Source organism: Paenibacillus sp. GCM10027626, from assembly GCF_042676285.1.
Classification (GTDB): Bacteria; Bacillota; Bacilli; order Paenibacillales; family Paenibacillaceae; genus Paenibacillus_Z.
Map to the genome: position 1 here is coordinate 682,085 of NZ_JBHTHC010000002.1, position 23,721 is coordinate 705,805.

A 23,721-nucleotide genomic window follows, 5' to 3' on the forward strand; every position below is an offset into this window, starting at 1 on the left:
TCAACTCAGGTTAGTGGGGGCTGAGTTTTTGCCCCCTAACGTACTCCATTTTTCCCATATCAAATGCTCCTTGCGTGCTACAGTAGGCGGCATACCGAAACGCGCCTTGAATTCCCGGCTGAAGTGGAAGCTGTTTGCGAAGCCCGTTCGATCTGCGATTTCGGCTATGTTTAGCGAAGTGGAGCAGATTTGGCGAAGCGCTTCGTTGAGCCTAACGGTCTTGACATATTCCATCGGCGTTTGACCGAACTGCTCACGGAACAGGGTGAACATCGAGGAGCGGGAGAAGGGGAACACGCGCAGCAGCTTATCGATGTCGAGCGGCTCATGCAGATGATCCCTTATAAAGAGTAGCAGCGGCTGCAGTTCCTGTAACACGGCAATTCTGGATTCGTATGTTTCCTTTTGGACGGAGGTGCGCAGAAGAACATCGAGCAGCCGGTAGGCTAGCTCGTTTTTTTTCGCCCAATAAGTAAAGGAGAGACCGTTCTCCCGTGTTTTTATGTCCACAAGTTGCTGAATAAGCTCCCCGTACAGTATGCTTGTCTCCAGATCTGTAGTTGATGGAAGGTCGTATAGATCGAATAAGTCGATCGTCCCCATGAATGTGAAGCGGAAGTGAACAAAACGTATACGCATCGTTTTATCCCCTTCGCGGGCCAAGTGCGTAATTTCAAGCGGCATGTTGGGCGGTGTGATGAATACATGTCCGTCCGATGCCGTTTGTGTTCCCACGGGGGTATGGACGATGTAAGTACCTTCCACAGCTTGGGCAATGATGCCGAACGGTACCGTCTTCTTATGAACTACCCCATGCGGACCTTCCCCATAACCGACATCCAAATGCTCAAGCCGGATCGGTACTTCCAGCAAGTCCCCCCAATTTGCCATCTTTGTACCCCCGTATATAAACGTAAGTAGTCAAGTCAATCATAATATAAAGGTCTTCGGAAAGCCATTGGATTTTTAGATATAGATTTGGGAAACACTAAAAATGAATGATGATAAGAGAGGGGGTGCTTTATTATACAAAAAAGCGATCATCGGCCTTGGCCGGTACCTGAAAAGCCTTGGATGATGAGTCAAACGTTGAACGATTTATTGTTTGCCCATTGGCCGATTTCTTTGAAAGAGATTCAAGCTCTCGTCCCTTCCTCTTTACAAATTGATACATTCGAAAAACAGGCTTGGATTAGTGTAGTTCCTTTCTGGACAAATCGGGCGCGGCTGCGTTGGGGGCCGTCACTGCCTTTTTTGTCCCAATTTCCAGAAATCAATTTAAGGACTTATGTGACGCTGAACGGCAAACCAGGTGTCTATTTTTTCAGCTTGGATGCAGATCAACGAATCATTGTTGAAATTGCCCGTTGGGGCCTGCATCTTCCTTATTTTCGCGCCAATATTCAATATGCTGTGAAAGATAATAATCTGGTGCATTATCACAGTATTCGCACAGATCACAGAACAAATCCCGGGCAATTCGCGGCTGTTTATCGTTCAGTGTCTGATATTTTTCAAAGCAAAAAGGGATCGCTGGAGCATTGGCTGACCGAGAGATATTGCTTGTACACCATAGACGAAAAAGGACGAATCTATCGAGGCGAGATCGACCATAGCCCATGGCCTCTTCAACGGGCGGAAGCCGACATTTCCATGCTTTCTTTGCCGGCTTCATTTGGACTGCAATTGCCAGCCATACAACCGCTTCTTCATTTTTCCAAAAAGCACAACGTTCACGCATGGCTGTTAGAGTCATGTGACTGAAAGCATGATCAACATCTATATCTTATTATCTTGCTGCCGGTCATTCGTATGCTTCATAAAATCCCCGTTCTGCAGACCGTTCACAAACTGCTGAAGCCAGGCGTAGTAGCTCACTCCGTGGCGCAGTTTATGTAAGTCGCGCAAGCATTCCTGCCTCTCACCATCGCTGGTTTCTTCCGCAAGGACAATCTCCGAAAGCTCGGGCAGCACTTCATTGATCGCACCGAGCATAACATCAATTTCCCGCTGCAGTTTGGTTATAAAAAAGTTTTGGAATGCTTGAAAGAAGTTCGTTTGCGCCACATATTGATCTTTCCGATCCCTTTTTTCCTCCAGCTTAGTGACCATTCTGGAATCCAGCAATGACCGGATGGCATAGCTCATATTGCTCTTGCTCATATTCATATAGTCCTTCATGTCCTCCAGCGTCATCGGCTTATCCTCGAAAAACATAATGCCGTACAGCTTGCCAAACGAGTAATTGGCACCGTATAAGTCCATCGTTTGTGCGATCGCGTCGATGATTTGCGCACGCAATTCGCTGCGGCGCGTTGCTTCTTGAACTTCTGCCGGTGTATTCAGCTGATGCATTCCTTCACTTCCTTTACAAGAAATTCAATTCTGTTTGACGTACAGATAACAATAGAAGACTACATTGAATGTACAATATTTTTTGTACAGATGATGATTATCATCAGTTTATACGATAATTCTAGCAAATGTAAAACAAAATTTGTATAGAAATGTGAAGAAGGGAGTTTCAATATGTCAAGTATTACATTAAAGTCACTGTCAAAACAATACAGCAATGAAGTAAAAATATTGGATAATATTAATCTCCACATTCAAGATAAAGAATTTCTAGTACTGCTCGGCCCGTCCGGATGCGGAAAATCCACTTTGCTCAGAATGATTGCCGGCATTGAGGACATTTCGCAAGGCGAAGTGAATATCGGGGACGTTTGTGTGAACGATGTGGAACCGAAAGATCGCGGGGTAGCCATGGTATTTCAAAACTATGCCCTCTATCCGCATATGACCGTATATGAGAATATGGCTTACGGTCTGAAAATAAAAAAAGTGAAAAAATCCGAAAGGGAACGACGAATTAAAGCGGCTGCCGACATCCTGCAAATCAATCCATTGCTGAAACGTCATCCCAGCCAATTGTCGGGCGGCCAAAAGCAGCGGGTCGCCATCGGCAGAGCCATTGTCAAAGAACCAAACGTATTTTTGATGGACGAGCCGCTATCTAACCTGGATGCCAAATTAAGAAATGAAATGAGAATTGAAATAAAAAAATTGCATGAGCGCTTAAATTCGACCTTTATTTATGTCACTCACGATCAAGTGGAGGCCGTTACTTTAGGCGACCGGATCGCGATCATGGCAGACGGAAAGTTCAGACAAATCGGGACGCCGCTGGAAATTATGAATCGCCCTGTCGACATGTTTGTGGCGAATTTCATAAGTTCGCCTCCCATCAATTATTTAAACGCAGTGCTGGTTAAACGGCAGGGACAAATTTATGTGGATATAGAGGGCGTGCTGATGGAAACACAGCTGCCGGCCGAAAGGATTCCTGACAACACCGAAGTTATAGCGGGGATTAGACCGGAGCATTGTTTTATCACAGAAGATCCAAACCATTCATTAGCTATGAAAATTTTATTTACGGAAATTATCGGCACGGATGTATTATTGCATTTACAGTTTAAGACGTTCAATTTCATCGTAAAGAAAAGCTTTGATCGGACTTACACAAAGGGTGAAGAGGTGAGGGTGGGCATGTCAGCTAACCATGTGAATCTTTTTGACAAACAAACGCAAACAAATTTAAGGTGCGGCCAATGAATGTACTGCTATCATTAGACGGATTAAGTTATCAACTGTTTGAACATTACGCTTCAACCTTTATCAAAAACGGCTTTTTCTATTGTAAAAAATTGATCACGACGTTCCCTTCAGTAACCTTCAATGCACATGCGACGGCGATTACCGGGAACCAGTTTGACAAACATCTTGTCGTTGATAATGTTTTGTCCCGTACCGGTTCAAGGGATAAAGTTTTGCTCTACGGTGATCATGAGCTCATTTGCAATGAAGCGCTGCACCGGCAAACGCTATTTTATTCGCTGGCGAACAAGGGTCTGAAGAGCTGCTGCATCCATTGGCCGTTAACATCAGGCAATATCTATATTGATCATTTGGTGACAGAATCAAGCAGCAAAAAAAAGATTTCCGATGCTGAGCCAATAGACAAGATGGACCAGTTGGCGCTGCAGGAGGCGATTCAGGCGATTGCGTCCGGCGCGTTTGATTTTATCGCTGCAAGGTTTGTCGGTTATGATGCCTTGTCGCACAAACACGGGAAGGAGTCGCCCGAGGCACTCCGCTGTCTTCACACGCTGCTGGGCTATATCGCTAAGATTCATAACGAGCTGGAGAAGTCCCAAGCCGCGTATAATTTGATTGTCTTCTCAGACCACGGCCAAAGCGATGTCCGAACGTTTTTTTACCCGAATGAAGTTTTGGCCCGCAGCCGCTGGCGGCAGCATCTACTAGCCAATCAAATCCGGTTTGTTGGCGACGGGAGCGGCGCGCTCTTGTTTTACAGTTCGTTGGAGCCGTGGGAGAACGCCGAAATTATGGACTATTTTAATGGTTTGGCTGAGGTGAATCGTTTTTATGTAGTAGAAGGAGATGCGGCCTCAGAATTTATACCTGCGGGCATTCTGGATTTGAATCACACGGTGTGCGGCGAAGATATTCTTGCTCCGGAGCAGCCCCAATATGAGGAGATGAAAAGCTTGCACGGATACCATCCTGACAATGTGGATGAAATGAATGGATTTATGGTAGGGATAGGCCGGCAAATAAAGCCAGGCAAAGTAATGGAGCAGGAACATCTGCAAAACATTGCGCCTACTTTAGCAAAACTGTTTCAAATCCCGCATATTTGTGACGGCAGGGAGATCAATGACATCATTAGGGAGCACGATTAGATGGCCAAGACGATCGGCAGAAAGGCAAAAGACAATTTATGGGCGCTTGCGCTGCTGCTGCCAACACTCATTCCGTTAGTTGTTTTTTGGATTTATCCGTTGTTTAGAACATTCCACATCAGTTTTACGGATTGGAATTACATTTCACCCGACTATCAATATGTACAGCTGGATAATTACCGGAATTTTATAGAGGATTCCTTTTTCAAAAAGGTACTGATGAATACACTGGTGTTTACCTTTTTTACCGTTGTCCCGCCGATCGTGCTCGGATTGGTGGTGGCCGTATGGCTAAACAAAATCAAAGCACTGCGGAATTTCTTCGTTGCTTCTGTGTTCTCAGCCTGGATTACGCCGACGATCGTCGTTTCCATGGTGTGGATCAGCATATTCGATAAGGATACAGGTATTCTAAATGCGCTATTGAAGGGAATCGGCCTGGAGCCGGTCGCGTGGCTGGGCGGACAATCGACCTCCATGATGGTCGTCATCGTTGTAACGGTTTGGCAATATCTCGGCCTTGCTGTACTGCTGCTGACTTCTGCAATGGCCAAATTAGACCCGGAAGTGGAGAAAGCAAATGCGCTTGACGGAGGCAAAGGATTCAGGAAATTAATGCGGATCACCTTGCCGGCAATTGCTCCTATTCTTGTATTTCTGTTTATTTTATTTACCTTGGATTCACTCAAAGCTTATGATCAGATTTACATTTTAACACAAGGCGGACCTTCGGGCGCGACATCAACGATTCTCTACTATTTTTACGTCATGGCGTTTGAATGGTACGAAACCGGACCGGCATCGGCCCTGGCCATTATTTTTCTAATCATTTGTCTCTTGATCAGCGCATTTAATTATGTGTTGTCCAAATTCCTGTTCAAGAAGTGAGGTGAGATCTTTGTACGCGGGGAAAATGAGGAACTTTGTAACGTATACGCTGTTAGTTTTAGTCAGCTTCACGATGATCTTTCCGTATATCTGGATGCTTGTCATTTCCGTCAAACCAAAAAATGAACTATACAGCGGAAATTTGCTGCCGAGTGTGTTTCATTTCGAAAATTACATTCGCGTCTTTACAGAAACGAAGATGCTGCTTTATTTGTGGAACAGTATTTACGTCAGTGCGATCATCATTGTGTTTCAACTGCTGTCTGCAATATTTGCAGCCTATGTTTTCGTGGCGATTCAGAAAAAATGGGTGCAGTTCTGCTTCGTGCTTATATTGGCTACTTATATGCTGCCGTCAGCTGTAACTTATATCCCGTCCTTTATTCTGATTTCTAAACTGAATTTGCTGGATACCCATAGCGGCTATATTTTGAGTGAGTTTATTAGCATCTTCTCGATCTTCTTCTTGCGGCAAACGTTCGTTCAAGTGCCCAAGGAAGTCATTCATGCAGCCAAATTGGACGGGGCCGGACATCTGAAGCTTATCTTCACCGTGTACATTCCTTATTCCAAAAATGCGATTGCTTCATTGGTTCTGATTACCTTTATTTACAGCTACAACAATTATATGTGGCCTTCATTGCTGCTCAAGTCCGAAGACAATATGTTTGTTACGATCGGTTTGCGAAGATTGTTTATGAGCCAGGCAGGCTACGGGATGGATTTCCCGCTGGCAATGGCCGCTTGTGCCGTATCGCTGCTGCCGATGTTTATTCTGCTTGCCGTATCGAGTAAAAAAATTATTCAGTCGATGGCCAGTCTTTATGTCAATAAATAAGGTGGTGATGCGCTACTATCAGATTAATCCGCAACTGCTAAGGCAAGAAGACTTGATGATGAGACCAAAAAGGGATTTTACCCGGGAGGATGTACACTGTGAAAAACGTGAAGAAAAAGGTGTTGTTGTACTGTTTGAGTTTTGCCGTCCTTTTGACGGGTGTAATCGGCTGCTCAAGCGGTGCTTCTCCGGCAAAAAATACAGGTGCTGCGCCTGAAACAAAAGAGAAAACCAAAATCGAGTTTTATTACGGCCTGGGCGGCAAGCTCGGGGAAACGATGGCCAAGATTATAAAAGATTTTAACAGCAGCAATCAGCAGTATGAAATTGTGCCTGTCATTCAAGGGGATTACGGTGAAACGCTGCAAGCGCTGCAGGCCTCGCTGGCAGCCGGCGATCCTCCCGCCCTGGCAATTAACGGTTATCCTGAATTTATGAAGCTGGCCAGCAATGATGTATTGCTTCCGCTGGATGAGTATATGAATCAGCCGGAGTATAACAAGGACGATGTGCTTCTGCTGGAACAAGGCCGGTATAAGGAGGCAACATTAGGCGTTCCAGCCTATGTCGCTTCGCAAATGATGTATTACAGAAAAGATATTTTTGAAAAACACAAGATTGATTATGACGCCCTCGAGAACCTGGAGCAACTGGGGGAAGCGGCAAAACAAATTAAAGAAAAAGAAGGCATTATGGGCTGGTCCGTTATGTGGTATGCCGAGCATATGATTGATTATGCCCGTTCAGCAGGCGGAGATATTGTGTCCGCAGACGGCAAAACCGTCACCATTGATTCGGAAGAATGGATTTATGCCTGGGATTTGATTCGCAAATGGATTCATGAGGACAAAATTATGGAAACCGTTTATGGCGGCAACGGCTGGGAATGGTGGTACAAAACGATTGATAATGTGATGAACGGGAAATCCGCAGGCTATACAGGCTCTTCCGGCGATGGCGGGGATTTGGATTTCACCAAAGTGGCAACCGGGATGCAAAAAGGGCTTAAAGGCAGCAAGCCTCGGCCTGTAGCGGTATCGGTCATGTTTAATCTGTTTAAAAATGCCTCGAAAGAAGAGCAGCAGGGCGCTTGGGAATTTGTAAAATTTTATTCTGAAGCGAAGCAAACCGCATATTGGGCTGTCGAAACCGGATATATTCCTGTTCGGGAAAGTGCAGTGGACACAGAACTTTATCAGGAAGCTTTGAAGAAAAATCCTTATTTAGCCGTTCCGCTGGAGCAAGCAAAAACGAACGGAATCGCTCCATATGTCGACCCGACAGGCGGTAAAATTTATGACGAAATCGAATTGGCGAAGGACAAAGTGTTGATTGAAAACAAACCGGCGGCAGAAGTGCTGAAGGAAGCGAAGATGAAGGCGCAGAAAGCGCTGGACAAAGTTTTGCAGAAGTAGATATTACACCGGTACAAAATGATTGGAACAGGAGAGATTAAACATGAACAAAAATATTGCATTAGCTGTATTTGATCTGGCAGGAACATTGGTAGAAGACAACAATGGCGTAAGGGACTGCCTTTATCAAGCGGCTGTTGATTACGGATTGAATGTGACGAGAGATGAAATCAGCACGCATATGGGCACAAACAAGATCCATCTCTATCAATTTCTGATTGCACGGACAAATGGGAATATGATTGACTTCAAAAATTTCGAGGTCGATATTGATGCTTCGACGCATGATGAGGCGGTCAAACTTTATGAAAAGTACACGGAATATATGATTGCCTACTATAAAGAAAATTGCCGGGAAATCGAAGGCGCCACGGAAACGCTGCAATGGTGCAAGGATAACGGGATCAAAGTAGCGACAGGAACAGGATTCCATAAGGATATCAACGACGTCATTATGGATTCGTTGGGCTGGGTTAAAAATGGGCTGATCGATTATGCGGTACATCTGGACATGGTTCCAGAGGGCAAGGGACGCCCGGCTCCGTTCATGGTTTTTAAAGCGATGGAATATTTAAATGTGCAAAACGTCAGGCAAGTCATTAAAATCGGCGATACGCCGGCGGACATGCTCGAGGGTTATAATGCGGGCTGCAGAGCAATCATTGGCGTCATGCAAGGATCGACACCGATTGAAGTGTGGGGGAAATATTATCATACGCATGTCATTGATACGGTAAAGGAACTGCCGGAGCTTATTCTGTCTGGCAAAATTGTATGATGGAGCAGCTCGAAAAAACGGCCAGTATCGGTATTGTGCTGCCGAAACTGTTTCCTTTTCCGCAGGATAGACCTGAACAGATGATGACTGGTCTGCTTACGATACTGGAAGACCCGTTTTTTACCGCCGTGGAAGTCTCTTATATTGCCAGTCGGGAAACAAGAGAGCTTGCCAAAAAATATATGCAGTACAGTGGCGTGGAAATTCTTTTCAATGGTGGTGATGCTTTTAGACAGCTAAACATTAATCTAAGCTCCTTGGACCCGGCTGTTAGAAGCAAGTCTGTTCAGCAATGTCAAATGCTGATCGAGCAATGCTATGAAATGGACGCCAAAGTGATGCATATCGTAACCGGCAAATTTGAGGGTGAAGAAAGCAAGCGCCAGAGTATCGAGGCATTTATAGATTCTGCGATGCAGCTATGCAAGTATGCCAAGGAGCGGGCAGGCGCATATGAGCTTTGCATATCGCTAGAGCTCGGGGATCGCTACATGGACCGCAAATATTTGCTTGGCCCTACTCATGAGGCGGTACATGCAGCAGCCATAGTCCGAAGCGAACACAATAACTTCGGCCTTCTGCTGGATCAAAGCCATCTCCCGATTATGGGGGAAGATCCGCACAAATCATTATGGCTGGCCAAAGAATACTTGACGCATATCCACATCGGAAACAGTTACATCAAAGACCGTGAAGCCCCTTATTTCGGTGATAAGCATCTCCCGTTTGGGGTCAAGGATTCTGAAGTGGGGGTAGGGGAGCTGACAAGCTTCCTCTCCACTTTGCGGGATATTCAATTTTTTACGAGCCCGAAGCCGACAAGAAAGCCGGTCATTACATTTGAGGTCGATTGTCTGGAAAATGAGCCTCCGGCGCTGGTAATTGCCAATATTAAGCGTACTTTCTTTGAAGCTTGGGCTAATGCATGATAAAACTAGCTGCAGAGGTTGTGAACGAATGAATATTTTGATTGTTGGTTATTTTAGTGATCGCTCTAAAGAGAGGGTCGTACAAGCTTTTCCGGAAAGCTGGTCCATTCGCATTGTTGAACCGGAGCGGGTTGAGGCGTTCATTGGCGAAGCGGATGTATTAATTCCGGAGCATATCGAAGTAAACGATGAACTGCTTGAAAAGGCCGGAAATTTAAAGCTGGTCCAAACCGGTGCAGGTTATGACAATGTGGACATCGAAGCTTGCACCAGCAAAAATATTTGGGTAAGCAATGCGGCCGGCGTAAATGCGAATGCAGTGGCAGAGCATATTATGGCTTTCATTTTAGGTTATTACAAAAATATCCCTTTTCTGGATCACTTTATGAAAAATAGGGGAGATGAAACGAGCCTGGAATACGTTGGCGGCGAGCTGGCCGGGAAAACGCTCGGAACGATCGGCTTTGGCGCGATTGGCTCAAGAGTTGCGGAGCTGGCGAGTGCTTTTAAAATGAAAGTGCTGGCCTATGATACAAATAAAACGATCCAAAGTGAAACGGCAGAACTCGTTGATTTAGACACTTTAATTATAAATTCTGACGTCATTACAACCAATATTTTTCTTAACGAATCCACCAGAAATTTGGTCGACCGCACCTTTTTAAGTAAAATGAAACGTAATGCGCTGCTTGTGAACACGGCAAGAGGCCCGATTGTTTGTGAAGAAGACTTGATTGAGGCTCTGGGGAATAATGTAATCGGCGGGGCCTGTCTTGATGTGTTTACAGTGGAGCCGTTAAGCTTGAACAGTGAGCTGCGAGCATTAAAAAATGTAATTCTGACTCCGCATACGGCAGGCATGCCGGACGGCATGAAATTCCACGAAACCCGGTGTAGGTATTTTGTGGAAAATATAGAGAAAATCCGGAATAATGAAGCTCCGCGCAATCATTTAAATCAAATTATAGTTAAGGATTGATTCTGTTCCAGAAGCTTTCTAAATGCCGTGGTGAGCGGACAAGCTATTGCATGTGCTATTGGCTTGTCCGCTCTTTTTATTCAAGACAAATATTTATTTGATGATGCGATATCTCAGGTGGGTTGTCCCATGAGATTCTAAGATCCTAATCGTTTCAAGTTGGATACACTCGGATCCGATATGATCAAACAAACGAAACCCGTCTGCAAGCAGTACGGGGGCAATATGCACATGAATCTCGTCAAGGAGCGACGCTTTGAGGCATTGTTGGGCTACTGCCGCCCCACCCAGCACATATACGTCTTTATCGCCTGCCGCCCCCTTGGCCTCTCGTATGGCAGCATCAATGCCTTCTGAAACAAAAGTAAATACAGTCCCTCCTTGAGGAACGTTTTCCGGGATGTCATGGGAAAGTACATAGATGGGAACGCCGCGAATCGGATGATTTCCGCTCCATCCAGATGTGATCTCATAGACTCGTCTGCCGGCAACAATCGCACCTGTCCTTTCGAACAGCTCTTTCAGGACTTCGCTTTTCTTAAAAATGCCGGTTTTGAAATCCAGAATCCAATCGTGCAGCCGTTCTACGTCGTCATCCCTTCCAGCAATAAATCCATCCAGTGACATTGAGATGTCTAAAAATACTCTGCTCATCTAGTTCATTCCTTTCCCTTCTAGACTCAAATGGTACCAAATGGCATCGATCTCCTCTGACAATAGAATAACAGAAGTTCGTATTTTGCGTTGTGATTTTTTGGAATTGCGGACTGAATAAATCAATGGCAGTTTGCACAAACTTTGTTCATTAGCGCCAATACATTGACGGTACAGGGAGGGATTGTTATGAAATCATTTCTTGCAATAGCTGCATTATTACTCGTTGCTGGTTGTTCGGGTGCGAGTTCAGGTCCTAATACAGTCAACAATCAAATAACGCCAAAACAAACAAGGGTTGAAACACAGGCACGTCATGGGGCACATATGCCGAATTTAACCCAAGCTTCATCGATTTCAAATGCTCCAGGGAAATTATCGGTTAAGATGAATCAACCCTCTAATGGTGATGGATCTAACTGGCTGGATTTGTTCAAAGGTATTACTACACCGGTACAACAACCGACGAATCAGCCCGTAAATCCGCAACAGCCGGTAAATGGAGTCGCGCCTGAAAATCCGCGGCAGCCGGTAAACGGGGTGCAGCCAGAAAATCCGCGGCAGCCGGTAAATGGCGGGCGACCCGTAACCCCAGAGAAGCCCGTCAAACAACAACCGTCAGGAAATTCATCCCAAGATGAGCAGCAAGTATTGGAGCTGGTGAATCAAGCCAGAACGAGTGCAGGCTTAAAGGCCCTCACTCTGAACAGCAGCCTCTCGAAAGTGGCTATGGCCAAAGCACAGGATATGATCAATAACAATTATTTTGATCATCAATCTCCAACATATGGCTCTCCGTTTGATATGATGAAATCGTTCGGGATTACCTATAATGCTGCTGGAGAAAACATTGCCAAAGGCCAGACAAGCCCGAGAGAAGTAATGAACCAATGGATGAACAGTGAGGGGCATCGCGCCAATATTTTGAATAGCAGCTTCAATCAAATTGGCATCGCCTATTTTAATGGCGGCTGGGTTCAAGAGTTTACAGACTAGCGCTCCTTATCAAAAGAGGGGACCACTAAGATCCCCTCTTTCTTTTTTGCGATAGCCATTCGATGGTCTGTATGGCTTACTCGCGCTTGTATCGAGAGGGGAAGGAAGTTCTTGCCGCTGGAACGAAACGAAACCGCCAATGATAATCCTATAAGGAGAAATAGTATTCATGTTCAGCATCGGAAAAGTTTTTCTTATGATTGTTTTTCTTGTTAACGCTACGGCATATGAACCGGTTAAGAAGGCGGATGATGTCGCTGAAGAGACCGTCCGCCGATTTTTGCAAAGTCTTTTTGATGAGCGTACCCAATTTTTTGTCGACAAAAAACAAGAAGAGATTTCAAAATATTACCGGATTCAAGAAAAACTCAGCAAGAGTGCGTTTCAACATGAAATAAATAAAACGGAATATTTGCATGAATGGGCGAAAAAAAGAAAAATGCAGTTTGTTGATGCAAGCAGTACGATTCGAATCGTGCGACTTCATATTAGCAAGGATACGGCCAAGGTATCCCTTATTCAACAATTAAAGCTGGACTACGTTTACTTAAACAATAAAAACTTGCCGCCGCAATCTTTTGGTATTGGGACCCGACATGCCGTTGTACTTAAGAAAAGAAATGACACATGGTCTTTATCTCGTGAGTGGTATCTGGATCCGCTCGATGAGAATCCAGCTTTAATCGCGGATTTGCCGAACGAAATTACCCCTGCTGTAAATCAGAATACGATAACTGTAAAAAAAACATCGAAATATAATCGGCAGCGTGCGGTTGCATATGCCAATAAATATGCGGGGCTTGCATGGGGTGCGGGCAATAATAACCGGTATAACCGCAATTATTTGGACTATACCGGAATAGGTGGAGATTGTACCAATTTCGCTTCTCAGGTTGTCGGGGATCCAGTAGAAGGCGGCGGATTGAAAATGTCGTATAACTGGCGCTATATTAAGTCAGTTGGCGGGAGTAGAGCGTGGGTGCAAACGGATGCCTTCAAAAATCATTTGCTGCGATCCGGGCATGCATCACTCATTGCTCATGGATCATTTCCGGAAATCGTGAAATCAACGAAAAAAAATCGTTCCGGAGCTATTTCTCAATTGAAACCGGGTGACTTGATCGCTTATGAAATGAAGGGCGATATCGATCATTTCTCTGTAGTAACTGGATTTGATCTGAATGGATATCCGCTTGTAAATTCCCATACGGCGGATCGTTATCAAGTTCCCTTTGATCTCGGTTGGGATAAATATACGAAGTATCTTCTTATTCATATTAACGATTAAAAGTTCATACCTGTAGCCATCTTGTCATATGAATGGACAAGGGCAAGTTTGGTTTATGGGGTGAATGTATTGAAGCTGCCACTTTTAATGAAACAGACCGCTATGCGAGCCGCTACTATATTTTTTGTTAAATTTATTGGATTGATTGGAAGAGTCGCCCTGACAAGGCTGGTTGGTGCGGAAGGCGTTGGTCTGTATCAAATTGCATATTCCTTCTACGGATTAACGCTTATTCTTATTACGGGAGGGTTGCCAACAGCGCTGGCATTATCAACAGCAAAGAATGCTGCACAAGGATGGTTATTTTTTAGAATAATTTCCTTTATCATCCTTCTGATCGGCGCGGCCGTCAGCCTCTTTGCTTTTCACTTTTCCCCTTTGATTGCTCATATTCTCGGAAATCCTCAACTTGATTTCGCAATCCGTTGTTTATCGCCCGCACTTCTCATCGTTCCGCTGCTTAGTTTATTGCGAGGGTATTTACAAGGATTGGAATGGTACAATGCGATCGCGATATCCGAGTTAACAGAGCAATTTGTTCGCGTGGCTGCTTTGGTGCTGCTCGTGATCTTTTTTCTGCCGAGCGGTGTTGCCAGGGCGTTAGGTGGCGGCGTCCTCGGCACATCCGCGGGCGCATTGCTCGCCTTTCTTGTACTTATCGTCCTGCTTTTGTTCTCCCGCTCCCAGCAGCAGCAGAAGGCCTATGAACCGTCCGCCACCGGACAGGCTTTTTCTTTGTTGCTTAAAACCTCATTCGCTATAGCTGTTACACGACTGCTTATCCCCGCTTCGGACTTCATTGAGGCGCTTCTGGTCCCTAAGCGGTTGCAGGCGGCAGGGTATTCCGCCTTGGAAGCCATGCAGATGTACGGCGTCCTGACGGGGATGGCCATGATCCTTGTCTATATGCCGACGATTCTTACTGCGGCAGTATCTCACACGTTAACCATGAAAATAGCCGTAGACTGGCAGGAAGGCAGAACGGATAACTTTTATCGGCGTACGTCTGCGGCTCTCGAGATAGGATGGTTGTGGGGCTTGATTTCCGGATTATTTCTATATCTCTATGCCGGGGAATTGTCTTGGTTTATTTTTGGGACGCATGAAGCGAAGCTTCCAATTCAGTATTTATCGCCCGTGCCGCTAATTACCGGACTGCGGGAAATATCGATAAGCGTACTGTGGGCGCAGAATCACAAGAAGCTTCCATTCGTAAGCCTTGCCAGCGCCATTTTAATCAGCTTTGTGCTCCTTTATTTCCTCTTGGCGATCCCCGGTTTCGGGTATACTGGAGCCGCGATCAGCCTGCTGTTACTGGAGCTCATTGCAGCAGTTTGGAATCTCCGTGCGCTAAAGATTATCCAAGCAGGGTATTTCCGTATTCGGACGCTTTTGCTTGACATTGTTATTATTGTTTTGATTTTTGTTGTTGTCTCCGTTATTAACGCTTTGTTTGAGAACGTCACGCAACCGGGGCTTATTGTCTTATTGCCGGGTTTATTGATATTTCTCGGATGTACAATAATACATATAAAGATACGCTCTGCTGCTCTATTATAGAGCTTGACTTCAACAATTTGGAAAATAAAACAGGCCCGAAGCATTCCGGGCCTGTTCGTTCTTTATAATATTATTACTCTTCAATATCCGCCCAAAACTCTTCATCGGCATCGATCGTAATTTGTGAGCGGAATACGCGCATATTGTACTGCTTGAACATATATTGTTCAATCGCTTCTAATAAGTTGGCTTCCACCAAATATTGGCTTCGTCCCTGAACCCAAACCTCAGCGGTGAAGCCGTACTCTTCTTCATACGAGAGCTGGGCTTCAACATCATTGGGCGTCACGCCTTTGCGCTCAGCGATGTGGAGACAGACGGCATTAATAATTTCGTCGGTGTAAATCCGCATTATTAATAAGGTCTCCGATCATTCGGTTCATAAGGCTTGCGGCGATTTTTGAAATACATAAAGATGCCGCGTATGGCCACGATCAAAAGGAAAATCGCGAACAAGTTGACGATCAGTCCGAGCATGTCGCCCATAAAGCCCATTCCGGCAAACATGCTGCCGAACAGCATACCTGCCAGGCCGCCGATCATCATACCCTTCAAAAATCCGCCCCCACTGTTAAAACCGCGCTGCTGATTCGCTGCTGGCGACTTCGTGCCAGTTCCCGGGTTGCTTTGCTTCGCATTGTCCGCCGGTTTGGACGGCGTTTTTGTAAAGCTTTGCTTCGGGGATTTCAGTCCGCCTCTCGGTCTGGCATCAGCCGCTCCTACACTAAAAGCGAAGAACAGTGTGAAAGCCATAAACAAAAGCAAACCTTTCTTCATCTGATACTTCTCCTCCTGTTTGGACCACAATAAAATTTGAGTTGCCTTTCAGTACAATTACGTCTAATATTATCAAAGGTTTCATTTTTCATGCCGAAATTTAAAATAATTTTCATAGAGGCGGGTAAACATCATGAATCATACTATTTATCCCGCGGCGTATGTTCGTTTTTTGGTAGAATTTCATGTCACAAGAGATTATTTCGAATGTCATGAATTGCTGGAGGAGCATTGGAAGGAGCAGCGCAGCGACGATCCGCTTGCGGAAGTCTGGGTAGGGCTCATTCAACTTGCGGTCGGCTCATACCATCATCGCCGCGGTAATTTGCCGGGTGCATTAAAAATGTTCAAGCAAGCCCATCGACGTTTGTCGGCAGGCGAGTTGCCGGCCATCGGTCTCGCGCAGGAGGCGCTTGTACTGCAAATTAGAACGAAAATCGCTGCTGTAAAAAATAATCAGCCTTTTCGCGATTTTAACCTGCCATTAACCGATCCGCAGCTGTGGAAGCAATGCTGGTCGTTATGTATATCCGAAATGCGGGGCAGCTGGGGGCGGCCAAGCGGTACAGAAGCCGCGTTAATCGACCGTCATCGCTTGCGGGACCGCTCGGATGTTATTTTAGCCCGTCAGGCGGCGGCGCAGGCGAAGTTGTATGCGCGGCGCACGGCGCAGATGTAAAATTGATAAAGCGTCTTTCCTTCACGCTGCAATATAGCGCAATGGAGAGACGCTTTTTTTAGCGCGTTTGCTTACGTCAGCAAACGCATATGTACGGTGTAAATTTGATTATCGCTCTTCAGGCTGAAGCTGCCGCGGCTGCGGTCGAAGTCGACTTTTAAACGCGGCTCAAAAAACACCTCGTAGCGCGGCTCATACCAGACGGCATAGGGCTCGCCGCTGCCTTCGACGTCCTCCGGGTCGGGTGTGTCTATTATTTGCAGGGCAGGCACGCCGCTGACGACGCAGCCGCAGCCCTCTGTATCATAATGAAGCTTCAATTTGCGGTTTCCTTCCTCAAGATAGGCGGAGAGCCGCTCAACTGCTGACGAAGTAAAGGTAAAATGCATGTGAGGCCGCTCCTTTCTGACATTTTATTAGGACTAAGGTTGATTATACGTTTTGCTCCATGTACTATCAAGTTAGAGGGAGATGAGGCTCCCTAATTTTTTCCAAGGAAGGTGGACTGAACCTAGTGACGACGAAGACGACAGATACGCTGCAGTCATTTCGCGAGCGGATCGGACAGATCAAAAATTATGAGGAAGCACTCGGAGTACTGTATTGGGATTTGCGGACAGGAGCGCCGCGCAAAGGGATGGATTCGCGCTCGGCGGCGATTGGTACGCTTTCCGCACGGTTGTTCGAGCTGCAGACAGCGCCGGAGATGGGAGAATGGTTATCCGAGCTGGAGGAGACTGGCGCATTCGGGCAGCTGGACGAAATTAATCAGCGGCTCGTGACAGAGACTCGCAAGGAATACGATCGCAGTGTGAAAATTCCGCCAAAGCTTAATCAAGAGTATGTGGTGCTGACCTCCCAAGCGGAATCGCTCTGGGAAGAAGTTAAAGAAACGGGCGATTATGCTGCGTTTCAACCGTACTTGGACAAAATTATTACATATACGAATCAATTTATCGACCTTTGGGGGGCAGGCGCCACCCGCTATGACACGCTGCTCGATATGTACGAGCCGGGCATGACGACGGCTGAGCTGGATCAGGTTTTTGGCGGCCTGCGCGAGAAGCTGGTGCCGCTTGTCTCCGCAGTAGCCGCATCTCCGCATCAGCCGGAGCGGAGCTTCCTGGGGCAATCGTTTGACAAAGAGACGCAAAAGAAATTCAGTCTGTTTATTTTGGAGCAGCTCGGCTTTGATTTTAAAGCAGGCCGGCTGGATGAAAGCGTGCACCCGTTCGCGACAGGTTTGAGCACCGGTGACGTCCGGATTACAACGCGCTATTTGGACCGCGATGTGACTAGTGCGCTGTTCGGCACGATTCATGAGTGCGGCCATGCGATGTATGAACAGAATATAATGAAAGAACTGAATGGCACGACGCTTAGCACGGGAACCTCGATGGGCATTCACGAGTCGCAATCCCGTTTTTGGGAAAATGTAATCGGCCGCAGCAAGCCGTTCTGGAACCGTTATTATGGCGATTTGCAGAAGCTGTTCCCCAAGCAGCTACAGGTACCTGTTGATGATTTCTATCGGGCGATCAATGTAGTGGAGCCGTCATTAACCCGCGTGGAAGCCGATGAGCTGACCTACAATCTTCATATTATTATTCGCTATGAGCTGGAGAAGCTGATCTTCAATGAAGGAGTGAAGGCTGCGGAGCTCCCGGCGCTCTGGAATGAGAAATACCGCGAATATTTGGGCGTAGAGCCGAGGCATGATGGGGAAGGCGTACTGCAGGACGTACATTGGTCCGGCGGAGCGTTCGGCTATTTCCCTTCTTATTCGCTCGGCAATATGTACGCGGCACAAATGACGGATACGATGGAGCGCGAGCTGCCGCAAATGTGGGATTTGGTTGAACGCGGTGAGCTGCACCCGATCAAGGAGTGGCTGACAGAGCGCATCTATCGCTATGGCAAACTGCGCAGCCCATCCGAGCTTATCCGGGCCATAACCGGCAAGCCGCTTGATCCGGGCTATTTGGTAGCCTATTTGGAGAAAAAATACAAAGCTATTTACCGTCTGTAACAAGACGCGCAAAAAAATCCTCCCGGTTAGCATTTTCATGCTGCGGCGAGGATTTTATACTTTCATCCCTTTCATAGTCGTTAGATAAGCCGATAAAGCTTGATATTGCTGGGATGTCGGCATTTTTTAATAATGTTGTCTATTTGTTCGTCTAAGTTTATCAACAAATGCCTATGTCCTGCATACACTTTAATTGAATGATTGTATGGAGGAGGTTAAATCGATGACTATTGCAGATAAACAGCTTCAGCGTAGAGAGATTTTAACGAAAGCTGTCTGTGGCAAGGGTCGTAAGTTTTCTACAGTTACCCACACCGTCACGCCGCCTCATAATCCCACTAGCATTCTTGGTGCGTGGATTATTAATCACCAGTATGAAGCAGTCCGCTCGGGTGACGGAATCGAAGTAATTGGTACTTACGATATCAACATTTGGTATTCTTACAACAAAAACTCGCAAACGGATGTGGCCAAGGAAACGCTCTCGTATGTCGAGCATGTGCCGCTTTCCTACATCGACCCGAGGCACCGGGCTTCGACGGAGGAAGTTACGGCAGAGTCGACGCAGGAACCAAATTGTATCGAGGCGAATATTTCTGCCAATGGCTCAAGCGTTGTACTCCGGGTAGAACGTGAATTTTCGGTCGAAATGATTGCGGAAACGAAACTGTTCGTAGCCGTCTTTCCTGGAGGGGACGACTGGGAAAAGGATGTCGATTTCCATGACGGCGATTTCGACGATCTCGATCCGGATTTGCTTGACGACGAATTGTAATTTATGGTTCAGGAATCCTCCTGCCTTTGTATCATATGCAAAAGCAGATTGGGGATCGAGGGCGGTTGCCCTCTTTTTTTTGAAAAAAATTTTATGCTCCAATTGTTCAATTGAAATGCATGATAACGGGAAGCTGGCGGTGATGTGAAATGCTGGGGACGAGGCCAGGAAAAGTATGGCTATGGGGAGTCGGACGCACCGATGCCGCAATGTCAGGTTTTCATATCGCGGAGGCAGGCGGCGATCCCCAAGCCGGAGATGCGGTTGTGGCGTTGGGCGGTAAAAGGCTGCCGGGTCAATATCTTGATTCCGGCTTGTATATTGTCAATCGCGGAGCCGCCGCTTTCTTGACGATGAACCGGGCGGCACTGCAGCGCAAGCTGGAGCGCGCAGGTGTTGCGGTCAACCACAGCGCCTCTGGCGCCGTAGGCAGCCGGAGCAGCTGGGTCAATCGGCGCCGCCTGATCGTACGGCTGTTTGAGCTTGCGCCGCTGCAGGTGGCGGTCATTGGCGGCCTCAAGCCGGCAGTAGGCGGCCGGGCAAATGAACAACTGGACAGCTCCGATCTCAACTACCGCAGAGCAGTCAAAATCGCCGTTCGCGCTTTATACGCAGCCGGGCTCGATTGCGGCTGTGTTGAGGTGGAGCTTGGCGAACGGGGAAATAGCAGGGCCGGTCCGATTTATTTGCCGGATCGCGAGCTGGGCGGAGGGGCAGGAGAGGAAGCTGCCATGATTTGGCTCACGGCGCTGCAGCGCTTTGCAGGCGATTACCGCTGCAGTCTGAGCTCCGAGCGTCCTATTTTGCTTGGAGCCGATCCGGAATTTTTGCTTGCCTCAAAGACAGGGAAGGTAGTGCCGGCCTCCCGCTTTTTGCAGGACGGACATGGGGCCGGCTGCGATGGGGTATTCATTGGCGGGCAAGTCCGGTATCCGGTTGCCGAGCTGCGACCGGCGCCGGCAGAGACGCCTGAGCAGCTGATAAAAAACATTCGAAGGCTGCTGCTGCAGGCAGCGGAAAAAATTGATGATCCAACGCTGCGCTGGCTAGCCGGGGGGATGCCGGTCAGCGGCTTTGCCTTAGGCGGCCATATTCATATTAGCGGCGTGCCGTTCCATGGCCGCCTGCTGCGCCTGCTGGACAGCTACGTGGCGTTCCCGCTTGCCCTGGCTGAGCCGGAGAGCGCCCGCAGGCGCCGTCCCCGCTACGGCTCGCTCGGCGATTTTCGGCTGCAGCCTTATGGCGGATTTGAATATCGTACACCTTCAAGCTGGCTCGTCTCGCCGCTAGCGGCCAAGGCGGCGCTTTCGCTTGCGCTGCTTTGCGCATGTGAGTGTGCGGCGCTAAGCTATTGCCCGGCCGAGGAGGAGCGGTACGCGGCCGCCTACTATGCCAATGACCGCGAACGATTGATGGAGTGCATGGAGCCGCTGCTTGCCGAAATGCGTGCAACGGCTTCATGGCGGCGATTGGCTGGCGGCATTGAGCCCTTTTTTAAGGCGCTCGCCCGCGGAGCATGCTGGGATGAAGCAAGCGATTTCCGGGCGAAATGGCGCATTTCGGGAAGTGATAGCGATGTTTGCGCGGCCGCGCATCGGTGATCGTGCCGTTTTGAGCACGTCGGGTTGCTTTTCTGTTATAATGGAGATCTGATGTTTAACAATCAGCTATCTTTTATGCAGGAGGGGCGCCATGGCATCATATACCCCGATGATACAACAGTATCTCGCCATCAAGGAGGAGGCGAAGGACGCTTTTCTTTTCTTCCGCTTGGGCGATTTTTATGAAATGTTTTTTGATGACGCCGTACAGGCGTCCAGAGAGCTGGATATTACGCTAACAGGACGGGAAGGGGGCGGGGGATCGCGCATTCCGATGTGCGGCGTTCCCTACCATTCAGCCGAGGGCTATGTAGCGCGTCTCATTGAAAAAGGCTACAAGGTTGCGATCTGTGAGCAGGTCGAGGATCCGGCTGCGGCCAAAGGCGTAGTCAGGCGCGAGATCGTTCGCGTCATTACACCGGGAACGGTTATGGAGTCGAAGTCGATTGCCGATAAGGCGAACAATTTTATTGTCTCAGTTGCCGTCGGGGACGAAGCCTACGGTGTCGCTGCCTGCGATTTGTCAACTGGCGAGCTCTATGTGACAAGCGTTGTGCGATCTGTAGATATACTGCTGGATGAAATGAATTTGTATCATCCTTCTGAGATCGTGGGCGACGCGGCGCTTCTGCAGCAGCTTGAGCCTCTTGCGGCGGGCTGGAGCCGTCCGGTCTTGTTCACCGTGCGGCAGCCAATGGAGGATGAGCGCCTTGCCGCGCAATTTGACGCTGCGCAATTAACGGCGCTGTCCGCTGCCCGTTATCGGGCTGTAAGCCTGCTGACTGGCTATCTGAATGAAACGCAGAAGCGCTCGCTCGGTCATGTCAGACAAATTCGCGTCTATGAGCCGAATCAGTATATGATTTTGGATCCTTTCACGAGGCGCAATCTGGAACTGACGGAGACGGTCCGCGACCGCAGCAAAAAAGGCTCGCTGCTGTGGCTTCTCGACCGTACGCGCACTTCCATGGGGGCGCGCCAGCTGCGCCGCTGGATCGATAAGCCGCTATTGTCCAAAGCGCCGATCGACGAGCGGCTGGAAGCGGTGGACAAGCTGTACCATGATTTGATTTTGCGCGATGAGCTGCGCAGCGAATTGAATGAGATTTACGACCTTGAGCGGCTGGTCGGCCGCGTAGCTTTCGGCAGCGCCAACGGGCGTGATTTGAACGCTCTTAAAAGCTCGCTGCAGCATGTACCGCCGCTCGCAGCTTTATGTGCCGCATCAGGCTCGGCAACGCTGCAGTTGCTTATGCAGGGCATTGACGATTGTGCCGATTTGGCGGCTATGATCGAGACGGTTATCGTCGATGATCCGCCGGTATCGGTTCGCGAAGGCGGTCTGATCCGCAAAGGCTACGACGATTATTTGGATCAGCTGCGTGAAGCGAGCGTCAGCGGCAAAAAGTGGCTGGCCGAGCTGGAGCGTCAGGAGCGCGAGGCGACGGGCATCCGCACGCTGAAGATCGGTTTCAATAAAGTATTCGGCTATTATCTTGAAGTATCGAAGGCGAATCTGTCGATGCTGCCAGAAGGACGCTATGAGCGCAAGCAGACGCTGGCTAATGCCGAACGGTTCGTAACGCCCGAGCTGAAGGAGAAGGAGCGGCTTATTCTTGAGGCAGAGGAGAAAATGGTCGACCTGGAGTATGCCAAATTTGTTGAACTGCGGGAGCATTTGTCTCTCCATCTGCACCGATTGCAGAAGCTGGCCGAGGCTTTGGCTACGCTGGACGTATATCAGTCGCTGGCGACGATCGGCGCGGAGCAGCGCTTTGTGCGGCCGGAAATAACGGAGTCGTACGACCTCGTTATTGAAGAAGGGCGGCATCCCGTGGTGGAAGCTGTTATGGAGGGAGTGCCGTTCATAGCGAATGGCACGTCGCTTACGCGCAGCGGGCAAGCGATGCTGCTCATTACCGGCCCGAATATGGCAGGGAAAAGTACATATATGCGTCAGGTGGCGCTTATTTGCATCATGGCGCAGATCGGATCATTCGTACCGGCTAAGCGCGCTGTCGTGCCGCTTACGGATCGCATTTTTACCCGGATCGGCGCTGCTGACGATTTGATTGGCGGACAGAGCACGTTTATGGTCGAGATGAAGGACATTCAGGCAATGACGGAAAAGGCCACTGCGCAAAGTTTTGTAATTATCGATGAACTGGGCCGCGGCACCTCGACAGCCGAGGGGATGGCAATTGCGCAAGCGGTTATTGAATTTGTCCATCATGAGGTCGGCTGCAAATCGCTCGTCTCAACGCATTTCCATGAGCTGGCGCATCTGGAGCAGACGCTGCCGTCGCTTGCAAATGCATGTATGGCTGTGCAGGAAACGGGCGATAATGTAACGTTTTTGCGCAAGTTGGTGCCCGGGGCGGCGAGTACAAGCTATGGCATCTACTGTGCGCAGCTGGCCGGGCTGCCGAGCGGCATCATTGACCGGGCCTATTCGCTGCTGGAATCGCTGGAGCATAACGAAACGGCTCAGCCGCGTACAGCTCCCGATATGGTGAAAGAAACAGCAGCCGCATTAGCGGCTCCGGCGAAGGAGGAGCTGCCGACGCAGGGCAATGTCGTGCAATTGGCGATGTTTAGCGCGGAAACTGTGCAGCACGAGCCTGTAAAGGTTCGCAAGGCTTCCCCGAAGGCTGAAATGGTAGCGGAACAGCTGCGGCAGCTCGATTTGTTTAATATGACCCCGATGCAGGCGATGCAGTGGCTGAACGAAATGAAGCAGCGGCTGCAGGAAGAAAAATGATGACA

At 48.2% G+C, this 23,721-nt stretch carries 23 protein-coding genes; 17 read left to right on the forward strand and 6 right to left on the reverse strand.

The features are described from left to right. Positions 1–891 (reverse strand): helix-turn-helix domain-containing protein, encoded by an 891-nt coding sequence (locus ACFQ0N_RS06800; RefSeq protein ID WP_379324120.1) that lies wholly within the window; start codon positions 889–891, stop codon positions 1–3. Between the two features lie 186 nt (positions 892–1,077). On the opposite strand from ACFQ0N_RS06800, the gene ACFQ0N_RS06805 reads away from it, so the two are divergent. Then, positions 1,078–1,764 carry a YqjF family protein gene (locus tag ACFQ0N_RS06805; protein ID WP_379324122.1) on the forward strand — a complete coding sequence of 229 codons (687 nt, stop codon included), beginning with the start codon at positions 1,078–1,080 and terminating at the stop codon, positions 1,762–1,764. A gap of 15 nt (positions 1,765–1,779) precedes the next feature. On the opposite strand, the gene ACFQ0N_RS06810 is transcribed toward ACFQ0N_RS06805, so the two are convergent. Further along, positions 1,780–2,355: a GbsR/MarR family transcriptional regulator gene (locus ACFQ0N_RS06810; RefSeq protein ID WP_379324124.1), complete on the reverse strand. Its 576-nt coding sequence runs from the start codon at positions 2,353–2,355 to the stop codon at positions 1,780–1,782. A 174-nt stretch (positions 2,356–2,529) separates the two neighbouring features. On the opposite strand from ACFQ0N_RS06810, the gene ACFQ0N_RS06815 reads away from it, so the two are divergent. From ACFQ0N_RS06815 to ACFQ0N_RS06850, 8 genes are all read left to right on the forward strand, one after another. Then, on the forward strand, positions 2,530–3,618 hold the full coding sequence (locus ACFQ0N_RS06815; RefSeq protein WP_379324126.1) for an ABC transporter ATP-binding protein: 1,089 nt from the start codon (positions 2,530–2,532) through the stop codon (positions 3,616–3,618). Then, positions 3,615–4,769: an alkaline phosphatase family protein gene (locus tag ACFQ0N_RS06820; protein ID WP_379324128.1), complete on the forward strand. Its 1,155-nt coding sequence runs from the start codon at positions 3,615–3,617 to the stop codon at positions 4,767–4,769. Before ACFQ0N_RS06815 ends, ACFQ0N_RS06820 begins: the two co-directional genes overlap by 4 nt. Beyond that, the gene (locus ACFQ0N_RS06825) at positions 4,770–5,657 is read left to right on the forward strand and encodes a carbohydrate ABC transporter permease (RefSeq protein ID WP_379324130.1); all 888 of its coding nucleotides are present in this window, start codon (positions 4,770–4,772) and stop codon (positions 5,655–5,657) included. It begins immediately after the preceding gene. A 25-nt stretch (positions 5,658–5,682) separates the two neighbouring features. Beyond that, complete coding sequence (locus tag ACFQ0N_RS06830; RefSeq protein WP_379324132.1) at positions 5,683–6,495, forward strand: carbohydrate ABC transporter permease; 813 nt, start codon at positions 5,683–5,685, stop codon at positions 6,493–6,495. A 98-nt stretch (positions 6,496–6,593) separates the two neighbouring features. After that, entirely contained in the window at positions 6,594–7,910 is a 1,317-nt protein-coding gene (locus ACFQ0N_RS06835) for an ABC transporter substrate-binding protein (RefSeq protein WP_379324134.1), read from the forward strand. A 43-nt stretch (positions 7,911–7,953) separates the two neighbouring features. After that, on the forward strand, positions 7,954–8,688 hold the full coding sequence (locus ACFQ0N_RS06840; protein WP_379324136.1) for an HAD hydrolase-like protein: 735 nt from the start codon (positions 7,954–7,956) through the stop codon (positions 8,686–8,688). Next, a complete protein-coding gene (locus tag ACFQ0N_RS06845) occupies positions 8,685–9,617 on the forward strand; it encodes a sugar phosphate isomerase/epimerase family protein (RefSeq protein ID WP_379324138.1) in 933 nt (310 codons plus the stop codon). Before ACFQ0N_RS06840 ends, ACFQ0N_RS06845 begins: the two co-directional genes overlap by 4 nt. Before the next feature lie 28 nt (positions 9,618–9,645). Continuing rightward, complete coding sequence (locus ACFQ0N_RS06850) at positions 9,646–10,596, forward strand: NAD(P)-dependent oxidoreductase (RefSeq protein WP_379324140.1); 951 nt, start codon at positions 9,646–9,648, stop codon at positions 10,594–10,596. A gap of 93 nt (positions 10,597–10,689) precedes the next feature. Here ACFQ0N_RS06850 and ACFQ0N_RS06855 read toward each other — a convergent pair whose 3' ends face one another. Then, entirely contained in the window at positions 10,690–11,250 is a 561-nt protein-coding gene (locus ACFQ0N_RS06855) for a dihydrofolate reductase family protein (protein ID WP_379324142.1), read from the reverse strand. Between the two features lie 189 nt (positions 11,251–11,439). Here ACFQ0N_RS06855 and ACFQ0N_RS06860 point away from each other — a divergent pair, with 189 nt between their 5' ends. The 3 genes from ACFQ0N_RS06860 to ACFQ0N_RS06870 all read left to right on the forward strand — a co-directional run bounded on the left by ACFQ0N_RS06860 (position 11,440) and on the right by ACFQ0N_RS06870 (position 15,094). Further along, the gene (locus ACFQ0N_RS06860; protein WP_379324144.1) at positions 11,440–12,246 is read left to right on the forward strand and encodes a CAP domain-containing protein; all 807 of its coding nucleotides are present in this window, start codon (positions 11,440–11,442) and stop codon (positions 12,244–12,246) included. A gap of 169 nt (positions 12,247–12,415) precedes the next feature. Next, the gene (locus ACFQ0N_RS06865; protein ID WP_379324146.1) at positions 12,416–13,534 is read left to right on the forward strand and encodes an amidase domain-containing protein; all 1,119 of its coding nucleotides are present in this window, start codon (positions 12,416–12,418) and stop codon (positions 13,532–13,534) included. A gap of 69 nt (positions 13,535–13,603) precedes the next feature. Further along, on the forward strand, positions 13,604–15,094 hold the full coding sequence (locus ACFQ0N_RS06870; protein ID WP_379324148.1) for an oligosaccharide flippase family protein: 1,491 nt from the start codon (positions 13,604–13,606) through the stop codon (positions 15,092–15,094). A 73-nt stretch (positions 15,095–15,167) separates the two neighbouring features. Here ACFQ0N_RS06870 and ACFQ0N_RS06875 read toward each other — a convergent pair whose 3' ends face one another. After that, positions 15,168–15,446 carry a YxcD family protein gene (locus ACFQ0N_RS06875; RefSeq protein WP_379324150.1) on the reverse strand — a complete coding sequence of 93 codons (279 nt, stop codon included), beginning with the start codon at positions 15,444–15,446 and terminating at the stop codon, positions 15,168–15,170. A 2-nt stretch (positions 15,447–15,448) separates the two neighbouring features. Next, positions 15,449–15,871, reverse strand: a complete 423-nt coding sequence (locus ACFQ0N_RS06880) for a hypothetical protein (protein ID WP_379324152.1) — start codon at positions 15,869–15,871, stop codon at positions 15,449–15,451. Positions 15,872–16,004: 133 nt separating this feature from the next. Here ACFQ0N_RS06880 and ACFQ0N_RS06885 point away from each other — a divergent pair, with 133 nt between their 5' ends. Continuing rightward, positions 16,005–16,550, forward strand: coding sequence for a DUF309 domain-containing protein (locus tag ACFQ0N_RS06885; RefSeq protein ID WP_379324154.1), 546 nt, complete (start codon positions 16,005–16,007; stop codon positions 16,548–16,550). A gap of 71 nt (positions 16,551–16,621) precedes the next feature. Here the strand turns inward: ACFQ0N_RS06885 and ACFQ0N_RS06890 are convergent, their stop codons facing one another. After that, entirely contained in the window at positions 16,622–16,939 is a 318-nt protein-coding gene (locus ACFQ0N_RS06890) for an iron-sulfur cluster biosynthesis family protein (RefSeq protein WP_379324156.1), read from the reverse strand. 125 nt (positions 16,940–17,064) lie between these two features. Between ACFQ0N_RS06890 and ACFQ0N_RS06895 the strand changes: the two genes are divergently transcribed. The 4 genes from ACFQ0N_RS06895 to mutS all read left to right on the forward strand — a co-directional run bounded on the left by ACFQ0N_RS06895 (position 17,065) and on the right by mutS (position 23,716). Further along, positions 17,065–18,579, forward strand: a complete 1,515-nt coding sequence (locus tag ACFQ0N_RS06895; protein ID WP_379324158.1) for a carboxypeptidase M32 — start codon at positions 17,065–17,067, stop codon at positions 18,577–18,579. Positions 18,580–18,802: 223 nt separating this feature from the next. Further along, on the forward strand, positions 18,803–19,354 hold the full coding sequence (locus ACFQ0N_RS06900; protein WP_379324160.1) for an outer spore coat protein CotE: 552 nt from the start codon (positions 18,803–18,805) through the stop codon (positions 19,352–19,354). A gap of 149 nt (positions 19,355–19,503) precedes the next feature. Next, positions 19,504–20,955: a putative amidoligase domain-containing protein gene (locus tag ACFQ0N_RS06905; RefSeq protein ID WP_379324162.1), complete on the forward strand. Its 1,452-nt coding sequence runs from the start codon at positions 19,504–19,506 to the stop codon at positions 20,953–20,955. A gap of 91 nt (positions 20,956–21,046) precedes the next feature. After that, complete coding sequence (mutS, locus tag ACFQ0N_RS06910) at positions 21,047–23,716, forward strand: DNA mismatch repair protein MutS (RefSeq protein WP_379324164.1); 2,670 nt, start codon at positions 21,047–21,049, stop codon at positions 23,714–23,716. The last annotated feature ends 5 nt before the right edge of the window (positions 23,717–23,721 follow it).

Bases quoted from the DNA above. Each gene is read 5' to 3' on its own strand.
- ACFQ0N_RS06800 (WP_379324120.1), bottom strand. From the start codon at position 891: ATGGCAAATTGGGGGGACTTGCTGGAAGTACCGATCCGGCTTGAGCAT.
- ACFQ0N_RS06805 (WP_379324122.1), top strand. From the start codon at position 1,078: ATGAGTCAAACGTTGAACGATTTATTGTTTGCCCATTGGCCGATTTCT.
- ACFQ0N_RS06810 (WP_379324124.1), bottom strand. From the start codon at position 2,355: ATGCATCAGCTGAATACACCGGCAGAAGTTCAAGAAGCAACGCGCCGC.
- ACFQ0N_RS06815 (WP_379324126.1), top strand. From the start codon at position 2,530: ATGTCAAGTATTACATTAAAGTCACTGTCAAAACAATACAGCAATGAA.
- ACFQ0N_RS06820 (WP_379324128.1), top strand. From the start codon at position 3,615: ATGAATGTACTGCTATCATTAGACGGATTAAGTTATCAACTGTTTGAA.
- ACFQ0N_RS06825 (WP_379324130.1), top strand. From the start codon at position 4,770: ATGGCCAAGACGATCGGCAGAAAGGCAAAAGACAATTTATGGGCGCTT.
- ACFQ0N_RS06830 (WP_379324132.1), top strand. From the start codon at position 5,683: ATGAGGAACTTTGTAACGTATACGCTGTTAGTTTTAGTCAGCTTCACG.
- ACFQ0N_RS06840 (WP_379324136.1), top strand. From the start codon at position 7,954: ATGAACAAAAATATTGCATTAGCTGTATTTGATCTGGCAGGAACATTG.
- ACFQ0N_RS06845 (WP_379324138.1), top strand. From the start codon at position 8,685: ATGATGGAGCAGCTCGAAAAAACGGCCAGTATCGGTATTGTGCTGCCG.
- ACFQ0N_RS06850 (WP_379324140.1), top strand. From the start codon at position 9,646: ATGAATATTTTGATTGTTGGTTATTTTAGTGATCGCTCTAAAGAGAGG.
- ACFQ0N_RS06855 (WP_379324142.1), bottom strand. From the start codon at position 11,250: ATGAGCAGAGTATTTTTAGACATCTCAATGTCACTGGATGGATTTATT.
- ACFQ0N_RS06860 (WP_379324144.1), top strand. From the start codon at position 11,440: ATGAAATCATTTCTTGCAATAGCTGCATTATTACTCGTTGCTGGTTGT.
- ACFQ0N_RS06865 (WP_379324146.1), top strand. From the start codon at position 12,416: ATGTTCAGCATCGGAAAAGTTTTTCTTATGATTGTTTTTCTTGTTAAC.
- ACFQ0N_RS06875 (WP_379324150.1), bottom strand. From the start codon at position 15,446: ATGCGGATTTACACCGACGAAATTATTAATGCCGTCTGTCTCCACATC.
- ACFQ0N_RS06880 (WP_379324152.1), bottom strand. From the start codon at position 15,871: ATGAAGAAAGGTTTGCTTTTGTTTATGGCTTTCACACTGTTCTTCGCT.
- ACFQ0N_RS06885 (WP_379324154.1), top strand. From the start codon at position 16,005: ATGAATCATACTATTTATCCCGCGGCGTATGTTCGTTTTTTGGTAGAA.
- ACFQ0N_RS06890 (WP_379324156.1), bottom strand. From the start codon at position 16,939: ATGCATTTTACCTTTACTTCGTCAGCAGTTGAGCGGCTCTCCGCCTAT.
- ACFQ0N_RS06900 (WP_379324160.1), top strand. From the start codon at position 18,803: ATGACTATTGCAGATAAACAGCTTCAGCGTAGAGAGATTTTAACGAAA.
- ACFQ0N_RS06905 (WP_379324162.1), top strand. From the start codon at position 19,504: ATGCTGGGGACGAGGCCAGGAAAAGTATGGCTATGGGGAGTCGGACGC.
- mutS (WP_379324164.1), top strand. From the start codon at position 21,047: ATGGCATCATATACCCCGATGATACAACAGTATCTCGCCATCAAGGAG.